The organism is Aureivirga sp. CE67, from assembly GCF_015767245.1.
GTDB lineage: Bacteria > Bacteroidota > Bacteroidia > Flavobacteriales > Flavobacteriaceae > Aureivirga.
Window position 1 is genome coordinate 1 of sequence record NZ_JADOTV010000025.1, and the last position, 25,265, is coordinate 25,265.

Annotated in this window: 27 protein-coding genes; all 27 read right to left on the reverse strand. The window is 25.7% G+C overall.

The features are described from left to right. Positions 1-251 precede the first annotated feature (251 nt). Positions 252-1,016, reverse strand: coding sequence for a DUF2310 family Zn-ribbon-containing protein (locus I0K12_RS19345; protein ID WP_196889802.1), 765 nt, complete (start codon positions 1,014-1,016; stop codon positions 252-254). Positions 1,017-1,036: 20 nt separating this feature from the next. Further along, positions 1,037-1,564: a hypothetical protein gene (locus I0K12_RS19350; protein ID WP_196889803.1), complete on the reverse strand. Its 528-nt coding sequence runs from the start codon at positions 1,562-1,564 to the stop codon at positions 1,037-1,039. Positions 1,565-1,583: 19 nt separating this feature from the next. After that, entirely contained in the window at positions 1,584-2,315 is a 732-nt protein-coding gene (locus tag I0K12_RS19355) for a YwqG family protein (RefSeq protein ID WP_196889805.1), read from the reverse strand. A 172-nt stretch (positions 2,316-2,487) separates the two neighbouring features. Beyond that, positions 2,488-3,105: a hypothetical protein gene (locus I0K12_RS19360; protein WP_196889806.1), complete on the reverse strand. Its 618-nt coding sequence runs from the start codon at positions 3,103-3,105 to the stop codon at positions 2,488-2,490. Between the two features lie 3 nt (positions 3,106-3,108). Further along, complete coding sequence (locus I0K12_RS19365; protein ID WP_196889808.1) at positions 3,109-3,513, reverse strand: hypothetical protein; 405 nt, start codon at positions 3,511-3,513, stop codon at positions 3,109-3,111. Between the two features lie 60 nt (positions 3,514-3,573). Continuing rightward, a complete protein-coding gene (locus I0K12_RS19370) occupies positions 3,574-4,356 on the reverse strand; it encodes a fatty acid desaturase family protein (RefSeq protein WP_196889810.1) in 783 nt (260 codons plus the stop codon). A gap of 248 nt (positions 4,357-4,604) precedes the next feature. Next, on the reverse strand, positions 4,605-5,147 hold the full coding sequence (locus I0K12_RS19375; RefSeq protein WP_196889812.1) for a hypothetical protein: 543 nt from the start codon (positions 5,145-5,147) through the stop codon (positions 4,605-4,607). A 507-nt stretch (positions 5,148-5,654) separates the two neighbouring features. Continuing rightward, positions 5,655-6,131, reverse strand: a complete 477-nt coding sequence (locus tag I0K12_RS19380; RefSeq protein WP_196889813.1) for a hypothetical protein — start codon at positions 6,129-6,131, stop codon at positions 5,655-5,657. A gap of 120 nt (positions 6,132-6,251) precedes the next feature. Continuing rightward, positions 6,252-6,920, reverse strand: a complete 669-nt coding sequence (locus tag I0K12_RS19385; protein WP_196889815.1) for a hypothetical protein — start codon at positions 6,918-6,920, stop codon at positions 6,252-6,254. Between the two features lie 41 nt (positions 6,921-6,961). Then, the gene (locus tag I0K12_RS19390; protein WP_196889817.1) at positions 6,962-7,441 is read right to left on the reverse strand and encodes a hypothetical protein; all 480 of its coding nucleotides are present in this window, start codon (positions 7,439-7,441) and stop codon (positions 6,962-6,964) included. Between the two features lie 88 nt (positions 7,442-7,529). Continuing rightward, positions 7,530-8,093 (reverse strand): hypothetical protein, encoded by a 564-nt coding sequence (locus I0K12_RS19395; RefSeq protein WP_196889819.1) that lies wholly within the window; start codon positions 8,091-8,093, stop codon positions 7,530-7,532. A 284-nt stretch (positions 8,094-8,377) separates the two neighbouring features. Then, complete coding sequence (locus I0K12_RS19400) at positions 8,378-9,424, reverse strand: hypothetical protein (protein WP_196889821.1); 1,047 nt, start codon at positions 9,422-9,424, stop codon at positions 8,378-8,380. A 70-nt stretch (positions 9,425-9,494) separates the two neighbouring features. Further along, positions 9,495-10,442, reverse strand: a complete 948-nt coding sequence (locus I0K12_RS19405) for an SMI1/KNR4 family protein (protein ID WP_196889822.1) — start codon at positions 10,440-10,442, stop codon at positions 9,495-9,497. A 208-nt stretch (positions 10,443-10,650) separates the two neighbouring features. Then, entirely contained in the window at positions 10,651-11,172 is a 522-nt protein-coding gene (locus I0K12_RS19410) for a DUF6624 domain-containing protein (RefSeq protein ID WP_196889824.1), read from the reverse strand. Positions 11,173-11,551: 379 nt separating this feature from the next. Further along, positions 11,552-12,037, reverse strand: a complete 486-nt coding sequence (locus I0K12_RS19415; protein ID WP_196889825.1) for a hypothetical protein — start codon at positions 12,035-12,037, stop codon at positions 11,552-11,554. A gap of 290 nt (positions 12,038-12,327) precedes the next feature. Then, entirely contained in the window at positions 12,328-12,603 is a 276-nt protein-coding gene (locus tag I0K12_RS19420; RefSeq protein WP_196889827.1) for a hypothetical protein, read from the reverse strand. 53 nt (positions 12,604-12,656) lie between these two features. Beyond that, positions 12,657-13,148 carry a hypothetical protein gene (locus I0K12_RS19425; protein ID WP_196889828.1) on the reverse strand — a complete coding sequence of 164 codons (492 nt, stop codon included), beginning with the start codon at positions 13,146-13,148 and terminating at the stop codon, positions 12,657-12,659. A gap of 55 nt (positions 13,149-13,203) precedes the next feature. Next, entirely contained in the window at positions 13,204-13,779 is a 576-nt protein-coding gene (locus I0K12_RS19430) for a hypothetical protein (RefSeq protein WP_196889830.1), read from the reverse strand. 124 nt (positions 13,780-13,903) lie between these two features. Continuing rightward, on the reverse strand, positions 13,904-14,194 hold the full coding sequence (locus I0K12_RS19435) for a hypothetical protein (RefSeq protein WP_196889832.1): 291 nt from the start codon (positions 14,192-14,194) through the stop codon (positions 13,904-13,906). 72 nt (positions 14,195-14,266) lie between these two features. Next, complete coding sequence (locus tag I0K12_RS19440; RefSeq protein WP_196889834.1) at positions 14,267-14,956, reverse strand: hypothetical protein; 690 nt, start codon at positions 14,954-14,956, stop codon at positions 14,267-14,269. 75 nt (positions 14,957-15,031) lie between these two features. Then, on the reverse strand, positions 15,032-15,424 hold the full coding sequence (locus I0K12_RS19445; protein ID WP_196889836.1) for a hypothetical protein: 393 nt from the start codon (positions 15,422-15,424) through the stop codon (positions 15,032-15,034). Beyond that, the gene (locus I0K12_RS19450; RefSeq protein ID WP_196889837.1) at positions 15,414-15,911 is read right to left on the reverse strand and encodes a hypothetical protein; all 498 of its coding nucleotides are present in this window, start codon (positions 15,909-15,911) and stop codon (positions 15,414-15,416) included. Before I0K12_RS19450 ends, I0K12_RS19445 begins: the two co-directional genes overlap by 11 nt. A gap of 66 nt (positions 15,912-15,977) precedes the next feature. After that, positions 15,978-16,463, reverse strand: coding sequence for an STM3941 family protein (locus I0K12_RS19455; RefSeq protein ID WP_196889839.1), 486 nt, complete (start codon positions 16,461-16,463; stop codon positions 15,978-15,980). Between the two features lie 202 nt (positions 16,464-16,665). Continuing rightward, on the reverse strand, positions 16,666-18,267 hold the full coding sequence (locus I0K12_RS19460) for an AAA family ATPase (RefSeq protein WP_196889841.1): 1,602 nt from the start codon (positions 18,265-18,267) through the stop codon (positions 16,666-16,668). 4 nt (positions 18,268-18,271) lie between these two features. Next, a complete protein-coding gene (locus tag I0K12_RS19465) occupies positions 18,272-18,910 on the reverse strand; it encodes a hypothetical protein (protein WP_196889843.1) in 639 nt (212 codons plus the stop codon). Position 18,911: 1 nt separating this feature from the next. Next, entirely contained in the window at positions 18,912-21,125 is a 2,214-nt protein-coding gene (locus I0K12_RS19470) for a PIN domain-containing protein (protein ID WP_196889844.1), read from the reverse strand. Next, the gene (locus tag I0K12_RS19475) at positions 21,118-24,879 is read right to left on the reverse strand and encodes an AAA domain-containing protein (RefSeq protein WP_196889846.1); all 3,762 of its coding nucleotides are present in this window, start codon (positions 24,877-24,879) and stop codon (positions 21,118-21,120) included. The genes I0K12_RS19470 and I0K12_RS19475 overlap by 8 nt, the downstream gene beginning before the upstream one ends. Between the last annotated feature and the right edge of the window lie 386 nt (positions 24,880-25,265).

Consider the following 25,265-nt stretch of genomic DNA (forward strand, 5'->3'; position numbering starts at 1 on the left):
CAAAGAGAAAATTCGAATAAAATACTTTGAAAAAAGAGAGAAAATTATGAAAATTGCTGTCGGAATACATAATTTCAGAGTTACACTCAGAAGTCCCTTACAAAATCAATCGTGATAATGTTTGTTATTTAAAATTTTTATTGCTGAATTCTTTTTCATTTTAATTCGGTCTTAATATAATTCTTGATAGTCCTTTTCTTTACTCGAATATTTCTGACTGACAAATAGCAGCAGGATAAGGATTATCTGTTTCATATGTTAGGTGAAAATTCAGAAATTAACCTACAATCATCGCACTTAAATGCATAAAGATTTTTATAAGTTCCTCCCTCCAACAGCCAATCATTTCCACAACTAGGACATTTTCTATTTTTATCTTTTTTTTGCCCCCAAGCTCTATTATTAAAGAGAAAATAATAAGTAGGTATTTGAGTTACTTCTTCTATTCTTTTACAACATTTAATTCCTTGCTTGCTAAGCTCACTATCATGTTTTTGTAATTGGTTTTGCGCCCATCTTTCACCAACAGCTCCATTAAACCACAATCCAATTATCCTTTCATAATTGTTTTCCCAGAAATTAATATCATTATAGCATTCTCCATCATGATAAGTAAAAGGAATCTTATATAATGGTATTTGATCAAGTGATTTTCCTTCTATTAATGGTGAAAAACGTGCCGTCTTAAGTATTAGGAAGTTTTGCTTTTTGGGAATGTTAGTTTTTCCAAACTCGGGTTCTAAACCAATATACTTAAACTTAAATATACAATGTAATTCCTCTTCAATTTTCTTTTTCCATCTATTAGCATAAATCGTTGAATTTTTCTCCGTATATGAATCTTTCTCTGGACAAATAAGATTAATACTTACTCCATCATCTATTGGTTCATATTGACATTCTTCATTTATTATTTGTTTACTTCTATATAGGGATCTAAAATAGTTATCTACAAATTCAAAGAATTCTTCCGAACCTACTTGTTCCCCAATTATGTTTAACTTTACTACATGCATTTTAAAATTTTTAGGTTTTCTTATTCAAACATCTTTTTAAAACATTCTATTTCAGATTTCTTTGCTAATTCACCTCCAATTGTCCAAATCTCTTTTTCCCATATCTTCCAACTTTCCGAATTAGGATTATTAAGAGAAAATCTTAATTCTGTATTTCGTGCAAAAACAAAATATTCATATGCTACACCATCTAAAGTTATTCCTGGGTTAGCATCAAACAAATCATAATATTTTAGATTTCTAACTTTATCTTCAAAGTTGTCAGTTTTTGTTATTTTATAAAATTCATCAATTTCACCTTGTTTGTCTATAGTGAAAAGTCCTTGAATTAATTTTTCTGGATTTTGAAATTCTCTAAATTCTGTTTTGTTGAATTTGACAGAAAAAATCCAGCACTCGTTTAATGATAGTGTAATTTTAACTAACCAACTATAATCAATATACATTTCATTAGTTCTCCAGTTTTTTTCATTTCGAATTGTAAGATGTCCAGCTCTTAAATCAGGAATATCTAATTTAGAACATAAACTAGTAATAACTTTATTCATACTGTTATTAGTTTTAATTTTATCCTGCATCTGATTTGATGTTCGAGAAATCTTTTTGTTTTAGTTTTTCTTTTTCAATAAATAACATAAGAAAATCTCCATCATGCCAACACCAGTTTAGTGCGCTATCCGAAGAGAGAGTAAGTAAGGATGTCCAATCTTTACTTGGTCTAGGATCATATGCCAGAGTTGAATAATATGGATATCCTAGTAAATAATTTAGATTTTTATCTACATTTTCCATTACATCATAAATCAAATCTTCTGTTTGTTCTTCATCTAAAGGATTATTTTCAAGCAATTCTTCTCTTGACGGAATATCCACAGTAGTTTCTAATTTAATAGCAGTACTTAGAGGATTTGGAAAATTTGAATTTGAGAAAGGTTTTAATTCGTTTTCAGACTCAAAGAAAAAAACTTTCGCATAACCATCATCTCCCCAAAAATAATTAGTATCCTCATCATCTGCAATGAAAATGCTTAAAAGACCATGTTGCGGAAAATTTGGAATAGGTTCAGAAAGTTCTGTAAGGTTAAATTGTGCTACAAATCTATAATCTCCATACTCGTGTTTTGGCCATTTAAATTCAATTGGAACATCAGGAATTCCACCTAATTTACTCGAAGCAATTTTGATTTCAGATTTTATTTTAATTATTTCTATAGAAGGTTTGATTAAAGATTTAATATAATCCTCATGCATTGAAAAAGAAGATTCCTTGATACCTTCTTCTAATTTTTTGATGTTCATTTGGTTTATTTTTTTAAACAAAAACTCCTGCTATTTCTAATATATCTGTAACTATAATATTTTTGTAAAAGTTGATAATTCATAGCAGCAGATGCCCAAATATATACGAATCTAATATTTTGGACAAGTTTAGAAAAATATTCAATTAACTCAAAAATTGATCCTATTGGTTTTAACCCAAATCCATTTTATGCTTCATTTTTACAAAATACCAATTATTGTCATAAGATTTTAATAATTCATCCTGCCCTATATCATTTTCAACATCATAAGAATGAATCAGATAGTATTGAGTTGAAAAATAAACTTTAATGAATGATTTATCTTTTGACCCAAAATAGTTAAAGACGCCATAGTTTTTAAGACGCATATTTAGTTCATTAAAATAATCTACAGGATTTCTTTTAAAAGAATGAATTTGTAAAGCTGTTGAATCATTATTCAGATTTACAAATAATGAATCTTGTTTCAGAGTATATCTTCCCTTATAAATCTTTAAAGGTATTTTGTTAAATGACTCTTCTAATTCACAACTATCCGAAAAGCAAATCAGTTCAATTTCATTTCTTCTTTGGTAAATTCGATATCTATTAGAAGAATCTTGACTATTTGTAAATTGTGCTCTAGGATTATAACTATACCTTAAAAGCTCAGAATCTTTAATGAATTTATCAGCATGTTTCTCTACAAATTGGTTGGCTCTTTGTTGTGAATAATCTAAGAGTTGCTTTTCTTCATTACAAGAAATTAGTAGCACAATTAAGAAGAAATATTTTACAAATGCTTTCATGTTTTAATTTTCCTGAAGATTTATAGTAAGTTTTTTATTTTCGTTTCTAAGCTTTTCTAGTATATCTTTTTCAGGATATCTATACCATTTCCCTGAATAAGAGAAAACTTCATCAAAAGTTAAAAAAATTAGAGTCGAATCATTTGTAATTATTTTAATTTCACTATTGCAAGCTCCTTTCCATAATTCATCCAAAGAACTATTGTTAATGTTTTTAATAAATTTCTCGATAAGTTTTTTATCAGTTATTTCAAAAGGCTCAAAATAGCTGCATTGAGTTTCAATTCTTCCTGAAAAAATTACCTTTTCAATATCCTCAAAACGTAACTCTTCATTCTTATTCTTAAATGTTTGTTTACAGGAAGCAAATAGAAAAAGTATTGAAATGATAACTAATATTTTTTTCATATTTAAGTATTATAATTGAACCAAAAAATGTGATTGTTTCTAATATGCTTGAAGAAGTTTTTAAAACGTATTTTTCTTCTCAATTTCAGGGATATTTTCATCTATCCTTTTAGCCAATTCAGGTAATTTGATTGTAGGAACAGCAGGAAATAAATGATGTTCTAAATGATAAAACATACTGAAAGTTATTTTATTTTTTAACCATCCTCTTTGCGTTCTTGCCAACTCAGGATTTTCCGAAGTATCATGATGAACAGTCCAGACAGCAAAAAAAGCCATTAAAAACTCGCCAATAATCATAACTAAAATATGATATTGAAGCCATTCAATATTAAAATAGAAAATTATGGATGTAACCAATAAAATTGAAGCAACTTCTAAAGCCATATTTTGTTTATATTTTTTATTCCCCAACTTCCAAGTAATTTGATGAATCTTAAACATATGAATCGGCCCATATAAAATAGCTCCATACCAACTCATATGCGCTGCTTTTCCTTCTTGATCTTTTTCCGTTAAACAATACTTGTGATGTCTTAAATGATTAAATTTTACAGCATGAATAGAAGTCATCATCAAAATACTATTACTAAATAAGGTAAACCAAGTTAAAAACTTATTTGTTCCTAATGAATTATGAAATCCATTATGTACTTGCCTTAGACCAGCTAAAAAGAAAAAACCCGAAAATGGCAAAGCAATTAGATACAAACCTTTGTAAGCTAAAATCATGGAAATTATAAACCATGGAATTGTTAAGTTGTTTTCAATCAACAGTTCTTTAATTGATAAAGTTTTTAAATCTTTCCATTCAACTTTTTTTATAATTTCTTGATGTGTCATTTTAAATCAATTTTTTAAATTTTTCATTATATCTACAACTTAAAATATTTGTTTATAAAATGGTTTTCATAGCAGCAGACGTCCAAATATAGAAGAATCTAATATTTTTATCAAGTAAAGGATTAAATATTTAAATCAAAAAATAAAAGCTTATGAATTCTAGCTTTAAAAGAGTTTAAAATAAAAAACATATCAAAATATTATTTTGATATGCATGGAAAAATTACATAATATAAGATTGTTAATGTTTATTTTTTCAGTTTTACTATATTTTGTATTGAGACATAACTTCCACATCCTTTCTGATTTGGTTTTACGATTAAATATTCAAGTTGTTTGACTTTTTCATGATTGTTAATATCAATTGTATAAACTTTATTAGCGATAAAAAAGCGTTTAGCAAATATTTCATAATCGTCTTCAGATTTTTCCATTTCACTATATTCAGCAACCGAAAGAAGTTTATTAATACGAGTTATTTTCCCTAATATCATTATTGAACCATTATTTAACATCCGAGCTTCAAATGAACCCGACTCAATCTTCATCTTATTAGTTTTTATGCCTAATTCAAATCTTTTAGTTGAGTCAATTATCGGAAATTGATAAAAATCTCCAACCTTTTCTCCTTGAATTTTGATTCCATCTACAATAATCCAAATATCTAGTACACGAAGACTTTTTTGTTTATTGTTCTTAAAGAACTTAATAGAATGTTTAGAGTATTCAGTTTGACCAAAAGTCAGATTAGTTGAAATTAAAAATAATAGTATAAGTAAAATGTTTTTCATAATAAATAGATCTATAATAGAAACCTAATTGTGATTTCCGCAATTTTCGTTAAAACTACCATTTTAATACAAATAAATCAAGCTTAAAGAGGGATTCTATTCTTTGATTTTATAATTTATTTTTTAGATTTTCTCTTCCTTTAAACACATTACTTATTTCAAAATAATAAACCTTATCCTCACCATTTTCGTAATATTTTTTTTTTACGATTTTTAATTTCTTACTTAGACAATATTCAAGACACTGATTTTTTTTTCGATCTTATAAATTTTACTACATTTATTAAGGCCCAAATAATAGCTATGGTTTGCAAACCATTACCTAAAAGATACCCGATTATATAGATGTAATCTGTTTCATTTTCCCAAAAATAAAGAGATGGTCTACTAATCCAATAAATACCAGTTAGTATTCTAATTACATAACCTAACACAAATAATATTAGAATAATTATTGTATTTCTTATAAGTTTCTTCATAAATAGTTCAATGTTTGTAGTGGTTTTATTATAAGATTGTTTCTGATTTAGTCGAATCTGTCATATTCTCAATCATACTTTGTTGTGCAATGTTTATTTCTTTTTCAATTCGATTTGTTTCTGATTTAACCAATGGTTTTAATTTAAGTAATCTAATCTCTTTAATATATTCAGTCGCTTTTTCATAATCCTTTCTATAAAATTCAACAATTGCTAAATTCAATAACACAATTGATTTATCATTTTTAATTCTTAAACCTAGATTAAGAGCTTGAGTTAAGTCAGAATGACTTTTGTGAAAATCATTTTTATTTAAAGCAATGATTCCAGTCGTAAAATAATAATAGCTTTTATGTCCTTTAGTCAGTTTGTCTGGATTTTTAATTTTAGAAATCAGTTCTTCTGCTTTTTTAAAATTGTCATTTTTAACATACTGAAAAGCAGCATAAACTGTCCCGTATTTAAAATATCCATAAATGATTAATCCACATGATATAAACATCATTGACATATTATTATAATCCTCTATTGAGTAAAAATACATAGCAGCTAATAGGGAGAATATAATAAGTAAAACTCTTATGATTGGTGTAAACATATATTTTCAGAATTGTTGTGCGTCGTTTTATATTTGTTTTAAAGGTTTGTTTTTTATATCGAATCCGAATTCTTTATCTTTTATTTTTCTTGAAATAATTGAAGTCGCTCTTAATATTTTCTCATAATAGTAAGCATCAAATTTTTCCTCCAAAATTATACAATTCAGTTTCTTAGAAATTTCATTATAATTTCCTTCTTTATATTCATCGTACCAATTTGGATTTGTCTTCAACTCATTCGAATAAACATACCTAGCTTTTAAAACTTTATTTATATTGTTATAATTAATTTTTGTTTCTGAATCTACAATTGTACAATATTGATTTAAAAAAGTCTTATTTCCGGAAATTTTAAAAACTGTTGGTGAATCGTTTTTAGTTATATCAAACCAGTTTATTGTATCAGAATCATATCGTTTCCAATAATATTTTTTATTCTCTAATAGTAACATTATTTCTACAATTAGTTCATTTTTGGAATTGTATATTTTTTTATAATAATTTCCGTCTTTAAATAACATTACCATCTTCGATCCAGTTGATAATTTTAAACTTTCAATAGTAGTTCTATCTGTTTGAAGTTTATAATCTATATCATAATGTATTTCACCTTCAAAATAGTCTTCTTTTAAAGTTGAAGAAATTAAAGCAACTCCTATTAAAATTAACAATCCTAATTGTAATATTTTTCTCATCTTCTTATAACTAAATTAATTTTTAATTTTCTAGTATTATATTAATATGCAATTTCTTCATTCAGTCTTAATTTAAATTCGTTTAAAACCTTTAAATAGTTTTCTCTACGAAATTTCATTTTATTGACATTCTCAAACCAATTTACATTCTCAGCAATTTCTTCAGGATTTGTGGTATCCGAATCTTCTAATCCAAACCTATTCCAATAAATATAATTTTCATCTGTTTCTACTTCAACAATAATTAAAGTACACCAAAAATCTATATCTTCTGAACACATTAAAATTGGTAATTTTTCTTTTTCTCCAATTTTTGGTAAAACTCTTTTCCAAACAACTTTTCTTTCAGACTCATCACTCAACCAATTCAATAATGTTGGAACTAATCCTTTTTTAATTTCTGGATTTTGTTCATTTATAAAATCTTCAAGTAATTTTCCATCCACTTCTAATTCATAATAATATTCCTTGCTGAATTGATTAAATTCTTTTCTTTTTGAAATTTTATTTAATTCCATCATTCTCTTTAATTTTGATAAGTTTCGTAAGTCATAAACTCGTATTGTGACTTTTGTTTGTTTTGTGATTTACACTCTTTTGTTTGTTCCTTTATTTTATTTTAAAATAATAGTAATCTTTATCATATTCTCCAGATGGTAGTAAATAAAAATAACTCAAATCATCTTTGATAATGATTTCCTTTGAAACAAAATCATTGTCAATAAGCGGGGAATTTTCAAAAAATATGGTATCTGAATTCATTTTATAATTTCCGACAAATCTTTCATCTCCAAAAAACCTATCTGAAACAAGAATATACTTGCCATTTTCGAATAATTTTAATCGTATACTACTTCTATCATCTATAAATTCGGCTGATATCAATGTTTTACCCCAAAAACCTCCATTAAAACTTATTTGCACGAATATGTATGTGAATAATAAAAGTCCAACAGTTATAAGTTTTATTTTACTAGGAAACACCTTTTCTATATCAGAGATAATTATTGCAGTCAGTAATAATCCAATGATTAAAAAACTTCCAAGTAACCAAATAAGTGTAATAAAAATTTCAAATCCAAACACATCTTTTATATCAATTATATAAAATATACAGACAATTGGAATAAGAATAAGGAGGATATTCCATGTAATTTTAGGATTATTTTTCATTTAGTTTAAGTAATATTTATTCATAGTTTTTTTACAATATCTGTAACTATAAATTATTGTAAAATAAAGTTTTCATAGCAGCAGATTTTCAAATGTAAACGAACTATTATTAATAAACAAAAAAGCATATCAAAATGTTATTTTAATATGCTTGAATAAATATTGTATAAGTATATAATTTTCAATCATTATGACTGATTTTTAGCACAACTCTTTATTGAACCAAGTTTTTCTATGTTACTTTATGTCAATAATGATGCTTACCATTTATATGTTCGTTATTTTCAAATAATACTTTTTCCTTTTTCTGTTATAAAAATATTGTCTTGAATTCTAGTTAGACATTCAATTTCAATCAATTTTGTTATTGTTGATTCTATTTCTGAAAGAGATAATATTTCTCTATATCTTTTAAATATTTCCGAAATATTGGTATCTCCTTTATTTACAAAATGAATAAAACGAAGAATTGAATCATCTCTATGAGTAAAGCCATTCTTCATAAATATCCTATATTCAAAACCTTTCTCAAGTGCTTCTTGAGCTTGATTAAAGGAGTAAATTAGATTGCATGTTTCATTAAAAAAACCTTTGAATTGATACTCAATTGATTTATAATTAATACTTCTAATTGTATTAAGCTTAGAAAGTCTTTTCTCCTTTATGGGTTTTTCATAGTTTTTTAGTTTATCATCTATTTTATTTTCTAGTTCTTGTTTTAAATTTTTAATTTCATTTTTATCTAATGATAAAATACTAATTGAACTATTTAATTCTTCATTGGATATTTTATGTTTTATAAACGATGAAATTGTAAAACTTTCAAATTTAGAAACATAACCTACTCTTTTATATTCTCCATTTTTATAAAAACACATGGATACTCCATCATCATATGGTATAGCATTTTTAATTCGATTGTTTTGTTCTCTTGTTAAATGACAAGGATAACATACCTCTTTAGGAGTATGTTCGCTATCAGTTTGAATAATTGGCGTTCTACAATCTTCACATTTAAAAGCAGCTTTCGAATTCCACCAATCAGGACAATCTCTTGACCATTCATCTGGCGAAGGAAAATAAAATTCAGCGTTATACTTTTCAGCTAAGACTTTTCCTATTCTTTTAGCTTCTTCACTAAGTTCTTTCTGACTTTCAAAGTCCTTATAGTTTAGAGTAGCAACATTTTCCTTTTCATATCCTTGCCTAGTTTTAAATACTAATTCAACATCCAATGCTATATAATCAACATCCGAATACCATAAACATTGTACTGCTTTAGGCTCTTTTTTACCCTTCTCGATTGTTTTCTGAATTATTTTTTTTAACATTTTGGTTTTAATGTTACTCAACATTTAACTAAAGTACTTCTTAATGAGATTTAGGTTTTGTTGATGATAGTTATTTATATTTTTCAATTTGTTTAAATAATGTTATTTTATAGTCATCAGTGAATTTTAAACGACCTAAAAAACCTTTTTTAATCTTCATGTTTCTCAACCTTAAATCATACCAATCTGAGAAAAAGTCAGCATACCCTCCTATAGATATTTCATTGTCCCCCATAGCTACCATCGAAGGATATTCACTAACAAATTGTTCCTTTGATTTAATCCTTTTGTTAATACTTAATAGATAAAATTGAATATCATATGCCAAATATGACAATGGATCATCATGAAGTGCAAAATACCCTTTTTCTTTGGTTAACTCTTCAAATAAATTTCTTAGTACTTTGTCAAAGTTTATTGTCTTATCTGCTTTAAAATATTTTTGAAGAATATTCGAAAAACGTCCATTTTTAAATATTTCTAATGTCTCATATAATTCTTCTTCAGAATTATCAAATTCACTTTCATTGACTAGACCAACAATAAATTCACTAAAATTATTCGCTAAAAAAGTTTTCTTATAATCAAGTTCTTGATCAACATGAACTACCTCAGGCTCACCTTCAGCTCCACATTTCGAGTAATCAAGAAGAATCATATCATGTCCAGCACTAGGGCATGTACAAATGTATATTCCGTCATTAGGATATTCCCATTCGTCAATCATAAATTGACTTCCTAAGCTACCACAAATAGAATATTTCTTTTCAAATCCTATCCCCATTATGGCACTAATAGCAACATGATCTTCTGCCCATGAGGTACTTTCATTAGTTGGAAAACAAGTATTTTCAGGAATACCTCCATTTTGAATTTTCATCAGATTAATGTAATCCACAGGTAGTTTATAACCTAAAGTAGATTCAACTTTATTAATTAATTCCTCTGATAAAGATTCTTCTAGATATCCCTTATTGGCATATTCTGATGACTTCCAAAAGTCTTTTAAATTATTCATATCTATTTTATTATTGTAAACATTACTATAACAAGAATTCCTGTTATCTCAATTACATCTGTAACTATAAATTATTGTAAAATAAAGTTTTCATAGCAGCAGATTTTCAAATGTAAACGAACTATTATTAATAAACAAAAAAGCATATCAAAATGTTATTTTAATATGCTTCGAAATATATTCTATAATTAGTTATTGTGAAATATTTTTAATTCGGATTATATTGAATGTTGAAATACTTTAAATAATCCTCTATTGTACCCATTCCCATTTCCTTTCTTCTTTTGTTCACAGTTTCAGGATTTTCTAATTTATACAATTTGCCATTTTTTATCTGTGAACCATATATTTGAGGTTTACCTTCATCCATCAGAATTCTATCTTTCATTAAAGCATATTGTTGTTTAGACAAGTCTCCATTTCCCACTGCTTTTTCTATTTTCGGAAAATACTTTTTTCTAGTTTTTGCATCAGTGTGTTGCAGACCCAACCAGATTGCATCCATTTGCTTTTGAGTCACCTCTTTTAATGTTGGCATTCCACACTTTTCAATAATACTAATCACTAATTCCTGATTTCTATGATCTTCTTTAGCATATTTGAATAATTCATTTGTTTTTCTAATCTTTTGATCACTTTCATAAACTTCACTCAAGATTTGATGTTTTTTACTACAATCAACTTCAATAATATCTACCGAACCTACATAAACAAATTTATCCTTATTCATATAAAGGAATGTTGACACTAATAAAACAAGAGCAGCTAATATGCTGAAGAATATTGTTTTCTTTTTCATTTCTATTTTTGGATTATATTATTCACAACAGGAGTCTGTGTATAAACTCTTCAATTTTCGTCAAAACTAGTCTTTTAATATAAACAAATCAAGTTTAGGAGTATTTTAATTTTGAAAAGATAAAATAATTTGAAGTGAAAATTTAAATAAAGCGTCACAATTATAAGTTTATAATTTCACTATTCTTTACATTAAAACTATTATTCTTTATTAAAGGAAAAAAAATGTAAACAAAAAAGCATATCAAACATTATTCGAATACATTTAAACTAAAAATTCAAATTTATTTTACTTGAAGGTTCTTATATTTTTATTTTAAAATAGGATAAAACACTTTTTCTTCTTTAATTTTTAAATCTGTTCTAGAAACTAATTCATTAATATTTCCGCTTAAAGAAGTGATATAAATATTTTCTCCACTTGATAAAATCATTTTAATAAATTTAAATTCCTTAAAAGGGTCTTTATGGAGCTTCATTCTATCAACAAAAATAATATCCTTCACATCTTTTTCAAGATTCAATTCTCTTACACTTTTCTTCTTTATTATTGTTATTTTAGAACCTCTTATTATTATATTTTTTTGGTAATCTTTAATATAATATTGAATTAAAAGAATGATGTGAAATATCCAAAAATAACTAAAACATAATACAGGGATTAATATATCTCCAATATTTCGAAATGGGTGTAAAATATACAAACCAACAATAGTTAATATTAATCCAATAAAAACCATCATTGAATGATTCAATATCAATTTCGATTTAACTGTAAAATATAATTCTTTCTTCAATTTTTTAATACTATTTACATAAAATACACTTCATTAAATCCTTTTTATTTTTTAATCTATCTTAGTTCAATATATTTATTAAACACAGGATTACCATCATGCAATTCTAAAGTTTTCTTCTTTTCATTCTAAACAAAACTTGATGGAGTTCTTATTTCAATCTTATTACATTCATTTTCTTTAGAATTACATTTTTTCAAAATATATCTAACACATCCTAAACTATTATATGTTATTTCAAGATTGTTTTCATCTTTATTTTTATTCAACATTAAATCAATCTCAATATATTATTTATCATTTAATTTGTTGAGCTTTCCAAAATCAATTATGTTATCAGAAAATTGAATTTTTAATCTCTTTAATTTTTTATAATTTAAAACCAATACTCCATCTTCCATTAATTTATAATCTACTTCTTTATCATTATTATAAATTTTAAGATTTACCAATTCAATTTTTCTTTTGGTTTCTTTTTCTACACAATTTAGCAGCATGTAAATTTTTTCTTTAGAATAAATCTTTTGACAAATAAGTACCAAAAATAAAAGTAATACGTTTCTCATTTTAATTATTTTAGGATATTTATAAATAAAATATTTTTAACGCTAATTCTATTTTATTCTTTTTTAAATATCATCACTTCTCCTTGGTCAGGATCTCCAAATGTAAAAACCAAATCATAAGGATCTTTTTTATTCATTAAACCTGCTCCTTTTAATTCCTTTCGCATTTCAATAAAGTGAATTCCCCAATGCTCTAGATTCTCTTTTTCTCCAACATCAATTGCTCCTAAAACATCTTTTTGCCATTTTCCTTTTTCACTAATTAAACCACTATATTTTGGTGGAAATCCTTTGAAATAAGGAATATTTTTAATTTCAAATTCGTTATTAGATTTAATGATTATTGTTGGTTTAACAACTTCTCCATTCTCATTTTCAAAATACTCTATTGAACTATCTATTGATTGCGACTTAAAAGTGTATTTACCAATTAATTCACTTTCTTTTGGTTCATTAGTTATTAGTTTATGTGTATTTGGCTGTTCTTGACAACTCGTAAAAGTTATCAATAACAATATTCCTAAAATTGGATTCCATTTTTTCATTTTCATAATTTTAGTACGGTAGTTTTAAATCGCTCTTTTTTCTTGTATAATTTTTTTATTTATTCTTGAATATAGAATTATCAATTCTTGTTGTTTTTCCTATTTTCAAGCCAATCAACTTAGTTATTTGTTTACTAATTTTATATTGATCTTTTTCATTTACATTTATATATTTTGAATTATATATTCTCAAAATGCTTTTACTCCCATTTTTAGTATTTGCCTCAATATTATAAGCAATTATCAAATAATTTTCATCATCTACTTCTAAACTTTCATATTCTCTTTTTAGCTCAATTGTTTTAATATCAGATATAATTTCATCTTTTTTAAAAATGTATTTTTTCGAAATAATTTTGAGCTCTGAATCTATATAAATCGTCGAAAAACACCTGTTTAATGTTTTAAATAAACTTTTAAAAAGATAAATTAAAGCAATTAATAGGATAATATATAGCACAACAGCAAATATGACTTGAATATTACTAATTTGTGAAAGATAAAAAAGAACTACACAAACTATAACTATCAACAAATCTTTAAATATTAATATAAAATCTTTTATCTGTAGGCGGTATATAATTAAAGTTTCGTTTTCATTTTCTTCAATTTTAAAATTATTCAATTTCATATTACTTTAATTCTTTTTCAATGCTATACTACGTTTTCAACTTTATGGCTTTGTATAAAAATTGAAGCTATATTGTATTGCCAAAGCTTTATGATTTTTATAGCTTTTCATTCACAGTTTCCAATTATAAATAACTCCTAAATATAGATTTCAATTCTTTAAATTCAACATTTTCTTTTCTATCTAACACTCTATATTTTTCAGGATTATCTTTATTTGATTTCTCAATTTCAATATAAAAACAACCTTTTTCTTTTTCCCAGGTTGAAACATAAATTAATATTTCTTCATTTAAATCTGAAAATCCAATAGCACATAAATCTCCTTCCCAGAAATCTTTCAGAAGATATTTATTTTCATCAAATTCTTTATTTATTTCAGCTATTAATTCAAGTATAGTCTCATCCTTTTCCATTTATTTCTTTTTAAACTTATCTACATTTTCACTTTTTGTATTACATCAACGACAAGAAGTGAAATTCGTAGTTTATTCTAAAGTATAATTTCTAATTGTATCTTTAATTAATTCTAATCCATCAGTTTCTATACCATAATCTCCTTGAAAATCTTGATGCAACTCAACATCGACTTCTTCTTTTAATATTTCAAAATATTCTTTTCCTTCAAATTCCAATGCCATACCAATATATTCAATTATATTTTCTTTGGTAATTTCAATTGAATTCATATACATCATTCCGATAAAGTGATCTAAATTATCTCCTACATCATAAGGCATTTCTTCTTCATCAAAATCTTCAACTTTATTTAAATCCATAATAAGTTTCGGATCTTTATTAGATATTAAATTTGAAATTATTTTAAAAACATTTTTTAAATCTTCAAAAGTTTCAATTATATAAGTATTTTGTTCCTCTGAAAAAGTAAAAGTATTTTCTGGAATTAAATTTTCACAAATTACTTTAGCTATAAAAGCATTATTCTCTAATGAGTTGAATTTAAAAATTGAATTCAAGATTATTGTTCTTTCAACTATACCTTCTACTTCAGGACAAAAAACCACATTCAGTTCAAAAACTTCATTTTCAATTTCATGAATTTCAATTTCAATAGATGTTTCATTTTTATTATCCCACCAGTCAATTCTTACTGAGTCAAATTCATAAATAAATGAATTTAAATTTTCAATCCCGATGCTTTGTAATATTTCTTTCATTTTATATTTTTTTTGATTTCACACAATGTATTTTTTAAAAGCTAAAGTACTATTGAAACTGTTCAAGCTTTTGTTTTATTTTCTATTTAATTCATTAAGAATTTCTATCGCCAGAAAACCATAAGTTTTTCCTATTCCCTTTTTATGTTCATTAATCTCAAATTGATCTGAAATATCTATAAATAAATACAATTCAATTAATTCCGTCTTTTCAGAATTTAAATCTGCTTCAAACTTGTAAAAAACTTTCTCAGACGTTAAAATCAATCCTTCATCAGTACATATTCCTGGAAAATCTTGTTCATAATTCAATAGTATAGACTGATCGATTTCTATACCTTTTTCTGAAAAAATTTTCTCCAAAGGTTTAGGTATTCGATTTTCTCGCCAATATTTAGCCTCTTTTAGAATTGAATCTTTTTTTAATTCGATTTGTTGTTGAACATTTAATCTTCTTTTATTTTTCAATTTTAATTAGATTATTTAATTTTTTGTTTTCAACTATTATTTTTCCGTATTCATTTAATATAAATTGTTTTTCGTTTTCAAAATCAATCCACCAAATCCAATCAACAATATCCACTTTTCCACAAATTTTCAAATACTGATTTTCAGAATATTTTAAAATTAAATCTGAGTCTTTATTTATTTCTATTTCTTGTATAGGTTCTCTAGCTAGATTAAACAAGACTAAAGCTTTAATTGATTCTTTATAATCTATATTTTTAGTTAAATCAAATGGACCATTTTTAAGTAGCTCAATCCATTCATTCTCATTATTAACTTCAATTTCATGTGCATGAATCCAAATATTATCAATTTTCTCAATTTTATATTTATCATCTTCATAATGTCTTTTGAATTCTAAATGCCAAAAATCAATTGTATAATTTATTTTCGAAATTGATAAATTCTTAAAAACTCGATTTAGTTCTTTATTTAACTTTTCCACCATTCTTTAAATTTCTTTTTCACTTGCTAATAGAATAAATTTCACCTCCAACAAGAAATAAAATTTAAATTACAAGCTATTCTTATAATTTTCCAACTCTTCTTTGATGTCTTCAATAGGTTTTGAAAATAACACACTTGGAAAAATTACTGGACTTCCAAATTTTCCAATGTTTGTTTTCATTAAAGCTCTTGAAAATGCACTAACACTCTTTAAATATTCATCATTTTCTTTTAGATTTAACACTAGAAATTTATTTTTATGATTTGAATTAATCGAAAAATCATTGATGTGTTTCCATTCAACAATTCCCATATTATTCAGATTACTCTTTATCCCTTTTTTATTCACAATAAGACTTGGAGTTTTTTTAAAGTTTTTTATTATGATATAAACTCCAAAAAGAAAAAACAATGTATACACTACTAGTAAAATCATATCGTTTTTCAATACACTATAAAAAATACAAGCTATTGAAATAATTAATATAAAAACATACAATTTTCTTTCTTTTTTCAACTGCGATTCCCCTTTAAAATACGCTACTTCATTCATTTTGTCTTTGTCTTTGTCCTAAATTTATTATTAGTTATGGCGGTTTTTGTAAGTTTTATTTTTCGAGTTTATTTTTTAATTATATAGAAAACATGGTGTAAAATGCGGTTTTACACCATGTTTTCATAATATTTCTATTTTTTTCTACGCTTGATAATTTTCTATGATGGCCTTATTTTCAGTTGCTCAAATTTCACAATTTCTAAAAAATATCTTCTTCCTTTTCTCTTTTTGTTAATGTTTGATTTTTAGAGTTATCTTTCTTTAAATCTTCTTTTTTTACATCAGAACTTGCTGATCTTGCTCTTGTTGATGCCCAATCTCTTAATCCATCAATTTTATTTTTCATTGTGATTGCAAGAGGAACAATTGCTTCGGCTGATTCAATTAGATGTGATAATTTAATTGCTGGTTCTTCATTGTTTTCAATATATGCCTTAAACATAGCTTCTTTTACAGTTTCTTCAATTTCAGCTCCATTGAAATATTTAGTTCCTTCAATTATTGAATTAAAATCAGTTATATTTAATTGATTATTTTTCTTGAGATGAATTTCAAATATATTTTTCCTTTCTTTTTTTGTTGGTAAGTCAATAAAAAATATTTCATCAAAACGACCTTTTCTTAAAAGTTCAGGAGGAAGATTACTAATATTATTAGCAGTTGCAACAACAAAAACTGGTTTCGTTTTTTCTTGCATCCAAGTTAAAATGGTAGAAAATACTCTCGAATTTGTACCTCCATCTTTTTCACCACCTCCAGAACTTAATCCTTTTTCAATTTCATCTATCCACAAAACACAAGGCGCGATGGCTTCTGCAGTCATTATCGCATTTCTTATGTTGTTTTCACTACTACCAACTTCTGATTGAAATACTTTACCTATATCTAGCTTTAATAAAGGTTGATTCCATTCTGTAGCAATTGCTTTTGCTGTTAAACTTTTTCCAGTTCCAGGAACACCTAAAAGCAACATTCCCTTTGGTTCTTTTAAACCAAATACTTTAGCCTTTCTTTCAAATGCTTTGCTTCTTTGTTTCAACCAAACTTTTAAATTATCTAAACCACCAACACTTGAATCTAAATTTTCTGTAGTATGATGATAATCTAGAATTCCACTTTTCTTTATTATCTGTTCTTTTTCGCTTGCTATTATTCTAATTGAATCTTTACTATTTAAGCCTACTTTTTCTTTTGCTAGGCGAAAAGCTAAATCAGCTTCAACATCTGTAAGTCCTGCACCAGCGTCTAAAATTAGGTTTTTTAAATCCTCGTTTAAAGATTCACCTTTCATTATTACTTTTAATCGCTTTTCTAAATCGCTTTTATCAGGTAAAGGCATATTCAAAATTGTAACATACTTTTCTAGCTCTATTGGCAACTTAAAAAATGGAGATAACAAAAGTAAGTGTTTGTTTAATACTTTAAAATACTGTGTTAATTTTCTTAATTGAACGACAAACTTTTCATCACGAAATTGTTTATGAGAATCTTCAATTATAAAAATTTCTTTAGTGTCTTGATTTTCTACATTTCCTTTTAGTAAAAATTCAAGAAAAGCATCAGGGTTTTTAGTTTCCCCATTATTTGGATGTTTTTCAACTTTATCTAATTTATTTGAATTTTCAAGTTTTCTATGGATTTGTAAACCATCAACAATATCCCAAGTGCTAAATATATATCCTTTTCTAAATGCTGTGCTTCTAACTTTTTGAATTATACGCCCATATTCAGGTGATGCTAGATAAATTAGTGGATAATTAGCATCTAGCATATATTTTAAATCTTCAAATGATTTTTCCATTGTTTTAATTTTTTGCTATGATTTTATTTGAAGCACTACAGTATGACTTGTTTTTATACTTTACTGGTATTTCTTTTCTTTTTATTTCTATTCCTTCTCTTCTAGTATTTCCAAATGACTTTTCAATTCCTTCCATCGCTTTATCAGCTAATTCGTGAATATCATATGGAATATAGTTTGAATCTGAAATTATAGTACCATCTTTTAGAATTGAAAATTCTATTTCTGTTCTTTTTTCATCTTCATTTTCTAGTTTCGAATAACCAACCATAAAAAACTTCTCTCTAACTTCTTCATTCGGTTCAAAGTCGTAGTCTTTTTTTAGGGAAAAACCAACACTTTCAAATTCAGAAAGAATAGTCTTTTTGGCATATTCGACATTTAAAACAAAAAATTCACTCTGCAATTCTTTAATTAGTTCTTTGCTATTTTTTAGATAGTAACTGTTATAAGTTACTGTTCCATTTTTAATTTTTATTGCAAATTCTCCGTAAAGATTTGTATTTGGAATTTTAGTAACAACAACTTCATTATTACTTTTTATTTCATAATCCCAATTAAAAATTTTAATTGCTTCGATAAAAACCTCTATTTTAAAAACTTGAGGATTTTTCAGGAAAGTGGATGTTTCAAAACAAGACATATTATAGTTTTTTTCTATTTTTAGTTCTTCTTTTTTTACTGAGAGAAAGTAAAGAGGTTAATTCAGTAATTGTTTTAGCTGGAATCTCTAACATTTCAGCTTTAATTTGTAAGCCTTTATCATTAGTTAAAAGAATAGGATTTCTTTTTTTGTATTGCAATGCAACAGATAAGATCATATTATCAGGTGATTTTTTATCTAAATCATCAGGCAGGTTATTTACTTTGCTTGAATTAAAACTTATATTTCCCTTTTTTTGATGTTTACGGATTTCTCTAATTGCATCTTGTGCTTTTACTTTTGTTTCACTTTTATTTTTTAAACTATCTAGCTCATCAATAACTTTAGCAGAAAATATAATATTTTGAAGCGAACCAATTCTGTCTATTATTTTTGGTTCTTCTATTAATATATTTGTATCAATAATTATTGATTTCCTCTTTTTTATTAATTCAAATTCTTTTTCTTTAAGTAAAAACTTCTTTTCTACTTCTAAAAATAAACTTGTTTCTTGTTCTTCAAATTTTTCTTTCTCTTTACTTATTTTTGATTTTAAAGTTTTAAATTTCCTTTCATCAGACAAGTCTAAACCTTGAATTTCTTCAAACACCGAATCAATAAAAGTTTCTATTTTCTTTTTTCTAGCTTTTTTGACGGCATTGAGCAATGTTGTCTTATTCTCTTTAATTTCATTTAATATTAAATCGTGTTCAGATAGATTGTAAAATGGTCTTATTTTAAAATCAATATTTTCAATTTCTTTAGTACTATAATTAGATAAGTCATCACTATTGACTTTTTCTAAAATTAGAGAATCTGTTTCTTTGCTAATATTTTCCAAGTACTCATTAGCAAAATCTCGTCTAAAAGTTTCAATATGCCCTTTAACATCTACATTTAAATATTTTTTAACGAATTGATATTTGATTGATTTACCACTTATTTTTAGAGGGAAACTATCTTTTTTGTATATAGATGTTTTATTCGTTTTTTGGCTTATAACATTGAACTCGTCTATGTTTCCAATTATTAAATATGAGTTTAAAGATTCGGAAACTTTACTTTTAAACCCCTCTAATTCAACTTCTAACCCATCATTAACAGGGAGATATATAAAAAGATATTTATCATTAATATTTTTAATTACTTTAGATAAAGTTTCAATTAATAATTTTGACACCTTATCAAACATTAGCCAAACTTCATTTTCTGAATTTTTGATAATTGTATCTAATCTATCAATAAACATAAAAGGCTCAATAAATTTTAGTTGATTGACGTTTTTAGAGATTTCTTCTGAAATATTTTTATCTTCAACTATTATCCTTTCAATATCTTTTTGAGATTTAATTAATTCTTCTCTATATAAAAAATCATCAGAAATTGGATTTTGAAATAAACTATATTTTTGTAAAACTTGAGAAAATAAATCACCTACCTTTTCTCTATTGTTCCTTAAATATGTAGAAAAATAGTCATTGATTGTTTTTGAAAATTCTTCGTAAACAAGAGTTCTGTATTTCCCAGAAATTACGTCAACTAAAAAAACAGCATATAATGTAGTTGATTTATGTTCTTTTTCGATTAGAATAGAATCCTTAAAAGAATTCATTCTTTCAACATTATAAATTTCAGGGATTTGATTTTCTGAAAATGATTTTAATAGTTGTTCATCTTCATAATCAATCCTAGAATTAAATAAATTTTCCTCTGTATTAACACTTTTCAAAAACTCAAAATTGTCTCTTGCTGTTGAATGTTCATTATTTGTATTATCAAAATATAACTCAAATCTTTTATTTGTATGAACTTTAAATTTTTTACCTTTTTGGAAGTATTCTTTTCCTATATCTGTCAATTGACAATAAGAATAAGAATTATCTCCAGTAGTTATCATTTCAAATTCTTCTAAACTTTGTAAAGCATCTCTCAAGATTTCATATTCAGCATAATCTTTATATTTTTTTTGAGAAGGATTGTCTATTACATTAAAACCTAAAATTTCGCCTATATCTTCAAAACTTAACGAGCTTTCAATATTTAGTAAACCACAAATAGTTTTGTCAAACAATGTGAATTCAACCGCTTCAGTACAAGTTGCAGAATATTTTGCTGTTGTAAAAAACCAGTCAAAAGGTTGATAGCCAAGATATATTTCTGTTAGTTTTTTATCTTGTTCTATAGCTTTAAATATGTTGTAATCTATATTATTCATTATTACCAAATTCTTTTTTTAAGGTTTTGAAATCAACAACAATCCCTTCATTGTTTATAGTGTCAATTACATTTTTATATATTTGGTTCCCATTTTTGTCTTTAAATCTGTAAAACATATTTTTATTGCCTACGACTATTAATAATCGTTTGGCTCTTGATAGTGCTACATTTAATCGTTTAGGTGATTTAGCAAAACCAATATCTTTATTTGTTTTTATTATTCCGTTTTCTATTTTTTTATCACTTCTTACTGTGGAAACAATAATGATATTTCTTTCCATACCTTGAAATTTATCGACAGTATTTAATCGAACTGGTATATTATATTTGCTTCTTGCTTTTAAGGCAACTTCTTTTAATTTTGATACTTGATGTCCGTAAAAACTTATTAAACTGATTTCTTTTTCTTCTTGAATTTTATTTTGGTCATTACTGTTCTCCCAATGCTTCATATAATCTTCAAATCCATTTGATTTTTTAAGAAGTTTTATGACTAGCTCAACAGCTTCAATTTCATAATTATTTATTCTTGATGTTCCGCTTAATTCTTCTGGTTCATCCACATTAACCCATATAGTATGAATATCTGGATTAATAAATTTATTAAGTAAAAATCCGTGATGTCTAGAAAATGGGTTATTTAGGTTGGTGTCATTTGCATTTTTCATTATAGGTTCTCCAGGTTCTAGACCACCTTCATCCAAGTAAAATTGTTTAATTACATTGTTAATTTTTGGATGCATTCTATATTGTTCATTAAATGTAGATTTAATTGTAGGAGAAACTTTAGGATGCATTATTAATCTTTCAAACTGAGAAGTTTCTACAAAGTTCTTATCAATTTCAGATGCTAGTTCTTTAGCTTCTGTTGTTTCAAGTGATTCTAATGTTTCTTTAAATGTTTTATCGTGAAGCATTGGTGGTAATTGTCTATGGTCACCAATTATAATATTTTTGCGTCCAAAACACATTGGAAGTAATAATTCTGGTGGTGTCGCTTTACTTGCCTCATCTGTTATTACTGTATCAAATTCAATAGGCTTTAAAGAAGTTGTATTTCTATTATTAATCATTGAACCATATCTAAAGTAGGAATTAGCAAGTTTCTCCGCACTTTTAATATCCTTTCCACTTCGAAGAAGAACTCTAATTATTTTTTCTTTTGAAACCTCTCCACTAATTGATTTGATTATACTTTCGTTGGTAACAGATGTACGATACCTTTTGTATTGTTGTCCAATATCAATATTATCAGTTTGATTTTCAATATTGAAAATTCGTTGATAATCTGCTCCGAAATTTGGGCTTCCAGCTGAACTACTTGTACTACCAACAACATTCGCATATTTAAAGTATTTATCTTTAAATATGGTTTTCATTTCCTTATCAGGTTGAGCCATCTCAAAAGCCCAATCTTTCATAATCTCACTATATTTTGGATTAGATTGTTGAGAATTGTTCGCAATTCTTCGCATCCATAATTGTACAGAATTATTGTAAAAATCTTCTTCAACTATTTCAACATCTTCTTCCTCTAAAACCTCATTTTCATAATTGTCATCAGATTCAAATTTTTCATCAATCCACTTCATTATACGCTCAAATGCATATTTTTTTCCTTCTTCCTCAAATTTACTAGCTCTTCCAAAACGTATTGGCTTAACTAGTGTGTGATTTTTGTTGAGTAATTTTTCTAATGCGTTATCTACAGCAAGGTTAGTCTCGGAAGTTAAAAGAATTTTTTGTTCTTGATTAACTCTTACCATTTGCCAAATCATTTCTGCTATTACTGTTGTTTTACCTGTTCCTGGTGGACCTTGAAGTAATGCTAAATCAGTACAGTTTAAAGCAGATAAAACAGCTTTTCTTTGAGAATCGTTTAATATCAGTAATTCGTGTCTTTTTAATTCATTCCATTCTTCCTCGTCTTTAGAGAGGTTTTTATATATTTCTTCTGCTTTTGAGCTATCAAAAATAAAATCTTTTATTTTTTCATTTACTGGTTTTAAATCTAATCCTTCTTTTGGATTAGTAATCTTGCTCATCGCTTCATTTAGCCAAGATATTTTGGCTTGGTCGCCTCTTAAATTTGGTGTAACAAATTTTATTTTAGGTTCTTCTTCAATGAACTTGAAGAATTTATCTGTTTGACGTTTATCGTTTGGCCATTTGTAAGGTAAATTAAAAACGTAATGATTATAGTCTGACTTTCTACCATTTAGATTACCAATTACAATCTGTCTTTTTTTGTATTCAAATTTATCTCCTTTATCAATGTAGAATTCAGAACTCGCTATTTGTCTTGTTTTATCTAAAAATTCTTCTCTTTTAGATTTCTTAGCAATGATATCAATTTTTACTTTGAATTTAAAATCGTCATTTAATGGTGTGAGTATAATATTAAACCGATTTAAAGATTTAATTTTCTCGTGCTTTAATTTTAAATCTGAAAAGTCAACGAAATCAAAAGCTACTGTTTGTTGAGATTCACTAACATTTATATCAAAATCAAATGAATAAAATTCTCTTTTAATTTCAGTCCAAAAAGTGTTATTAAACGTGGAATTTTCGAATTTTACTTGTTCGTTAACTCTAGATTGTTCAAATTGTAAATACACTTTTGACCTAACTTTATCAACTCCGAAAATTGTAACTAATTCTTGATACATTTTTTTAAGACTATCAATATTATTATGTTTTTTTGAAAAAACGTTATGTCTTAATCGTCTCAATAAATGGTCACTAATATTTAAGTCTTTATCTAATTTTATATTGCAATGCCAATCAATTTCGAATTCTGCTCCGTAACTTTTGAAGTAAAATTGTTCTAAAAACATTTTATCTACAACCTCTTGTTTTTGAGATAAATTATTTATATAAATATTTATTGTATCGCTATTATTTGAAACTATAAAACGATTGTTAAATGTTTTACTAATTTTATTTGATATAGAAAAAGGTGTGATTTTAAGAACACAAGCAATTTGTTTATTTCTTTCGAGTATGGTTGTAAAATCTTTTTGTATAACTCTATCTAAAACATCGCTAATATCTTTAAACCTCAAAAACAGACTTCCATCAGAATTTATTCGTTCGTTTAAATTGAAAGGTTCTTCTGAAATAATCTTTTCAATATTCTTAAATTCGGAATTTTCTTCTTGCTTTAACTTAACTCGAAATTGATAGAGTGATTCGTGAATGCTAATCGGTTGGTCGTATTTGACTATTTCTAATGGTTGAGAATTTTTATTAAGAATGAGTTGTTGTGCTTCAATCCATTTATCCCAAATCTCTTGTTGGTTTTCAATTTCTGATTTTGGAGAGATTTCAAGTTTACATATTCTTACAAATAATTTATTTAGTTCTCTATTTGGAAAATTAGATTGTTTGAAACCTATTAATTTTATAAAACAATCTTCGACTATAGTGTATTCATCTGAATTGAGTTGTTGAATTTCAGATATTACATTTTTTGATTTTTGATTTATTATTATTTTATAGTCAAAAGTTTGTTCTTGCCATTTTAAAGTAAATTCAATTTGCTTATTTTCAATTTGAAAAACTACTTTATGTTCATCTTCATTTTTCTTTTGAAAGAAGCATTTTATTGATTTGTTTTCAATCCATCTTTTTAATTCTTCAAAGCTTCCTTTATTTTGTTTATTAAGAGTAGTTATTGCTTTATTTTCAAATCTGATTGCTAATTCTATAGGTTCATCATCAAAAATATCCTCATTATTATAGTATACCATTCTTTCTCTTTTTATCAATTTTGTTTAGCATTGGCTAAAAACAGCTCTTTATTTTTTTGGCTTCGACATTTCACGTTGGTAAAAAATAAATGTGTTGTTTTTACTTTGTTTTTTTAGTTCAAATGTTCAATTTTAAGACGATTTCCGTATTACTTACAACGGGAGTATACACTTAAGGTTTGAAATTTTCGTTAAAACTAGTATTTTAACATAAAATAATCAAATTTTCTAATATTTTAATTTTATAAATAAAAATAATTTGATGAATAAAATAGATTGCATCAGGTATTTGAAAATAGATTAAAACAAAAAAGCTTATTAAAATAATATTTTAATAAGCTTGGTTTAAGATTGTTTAAAATTAAGATCGTTTTACTTGATTTTCA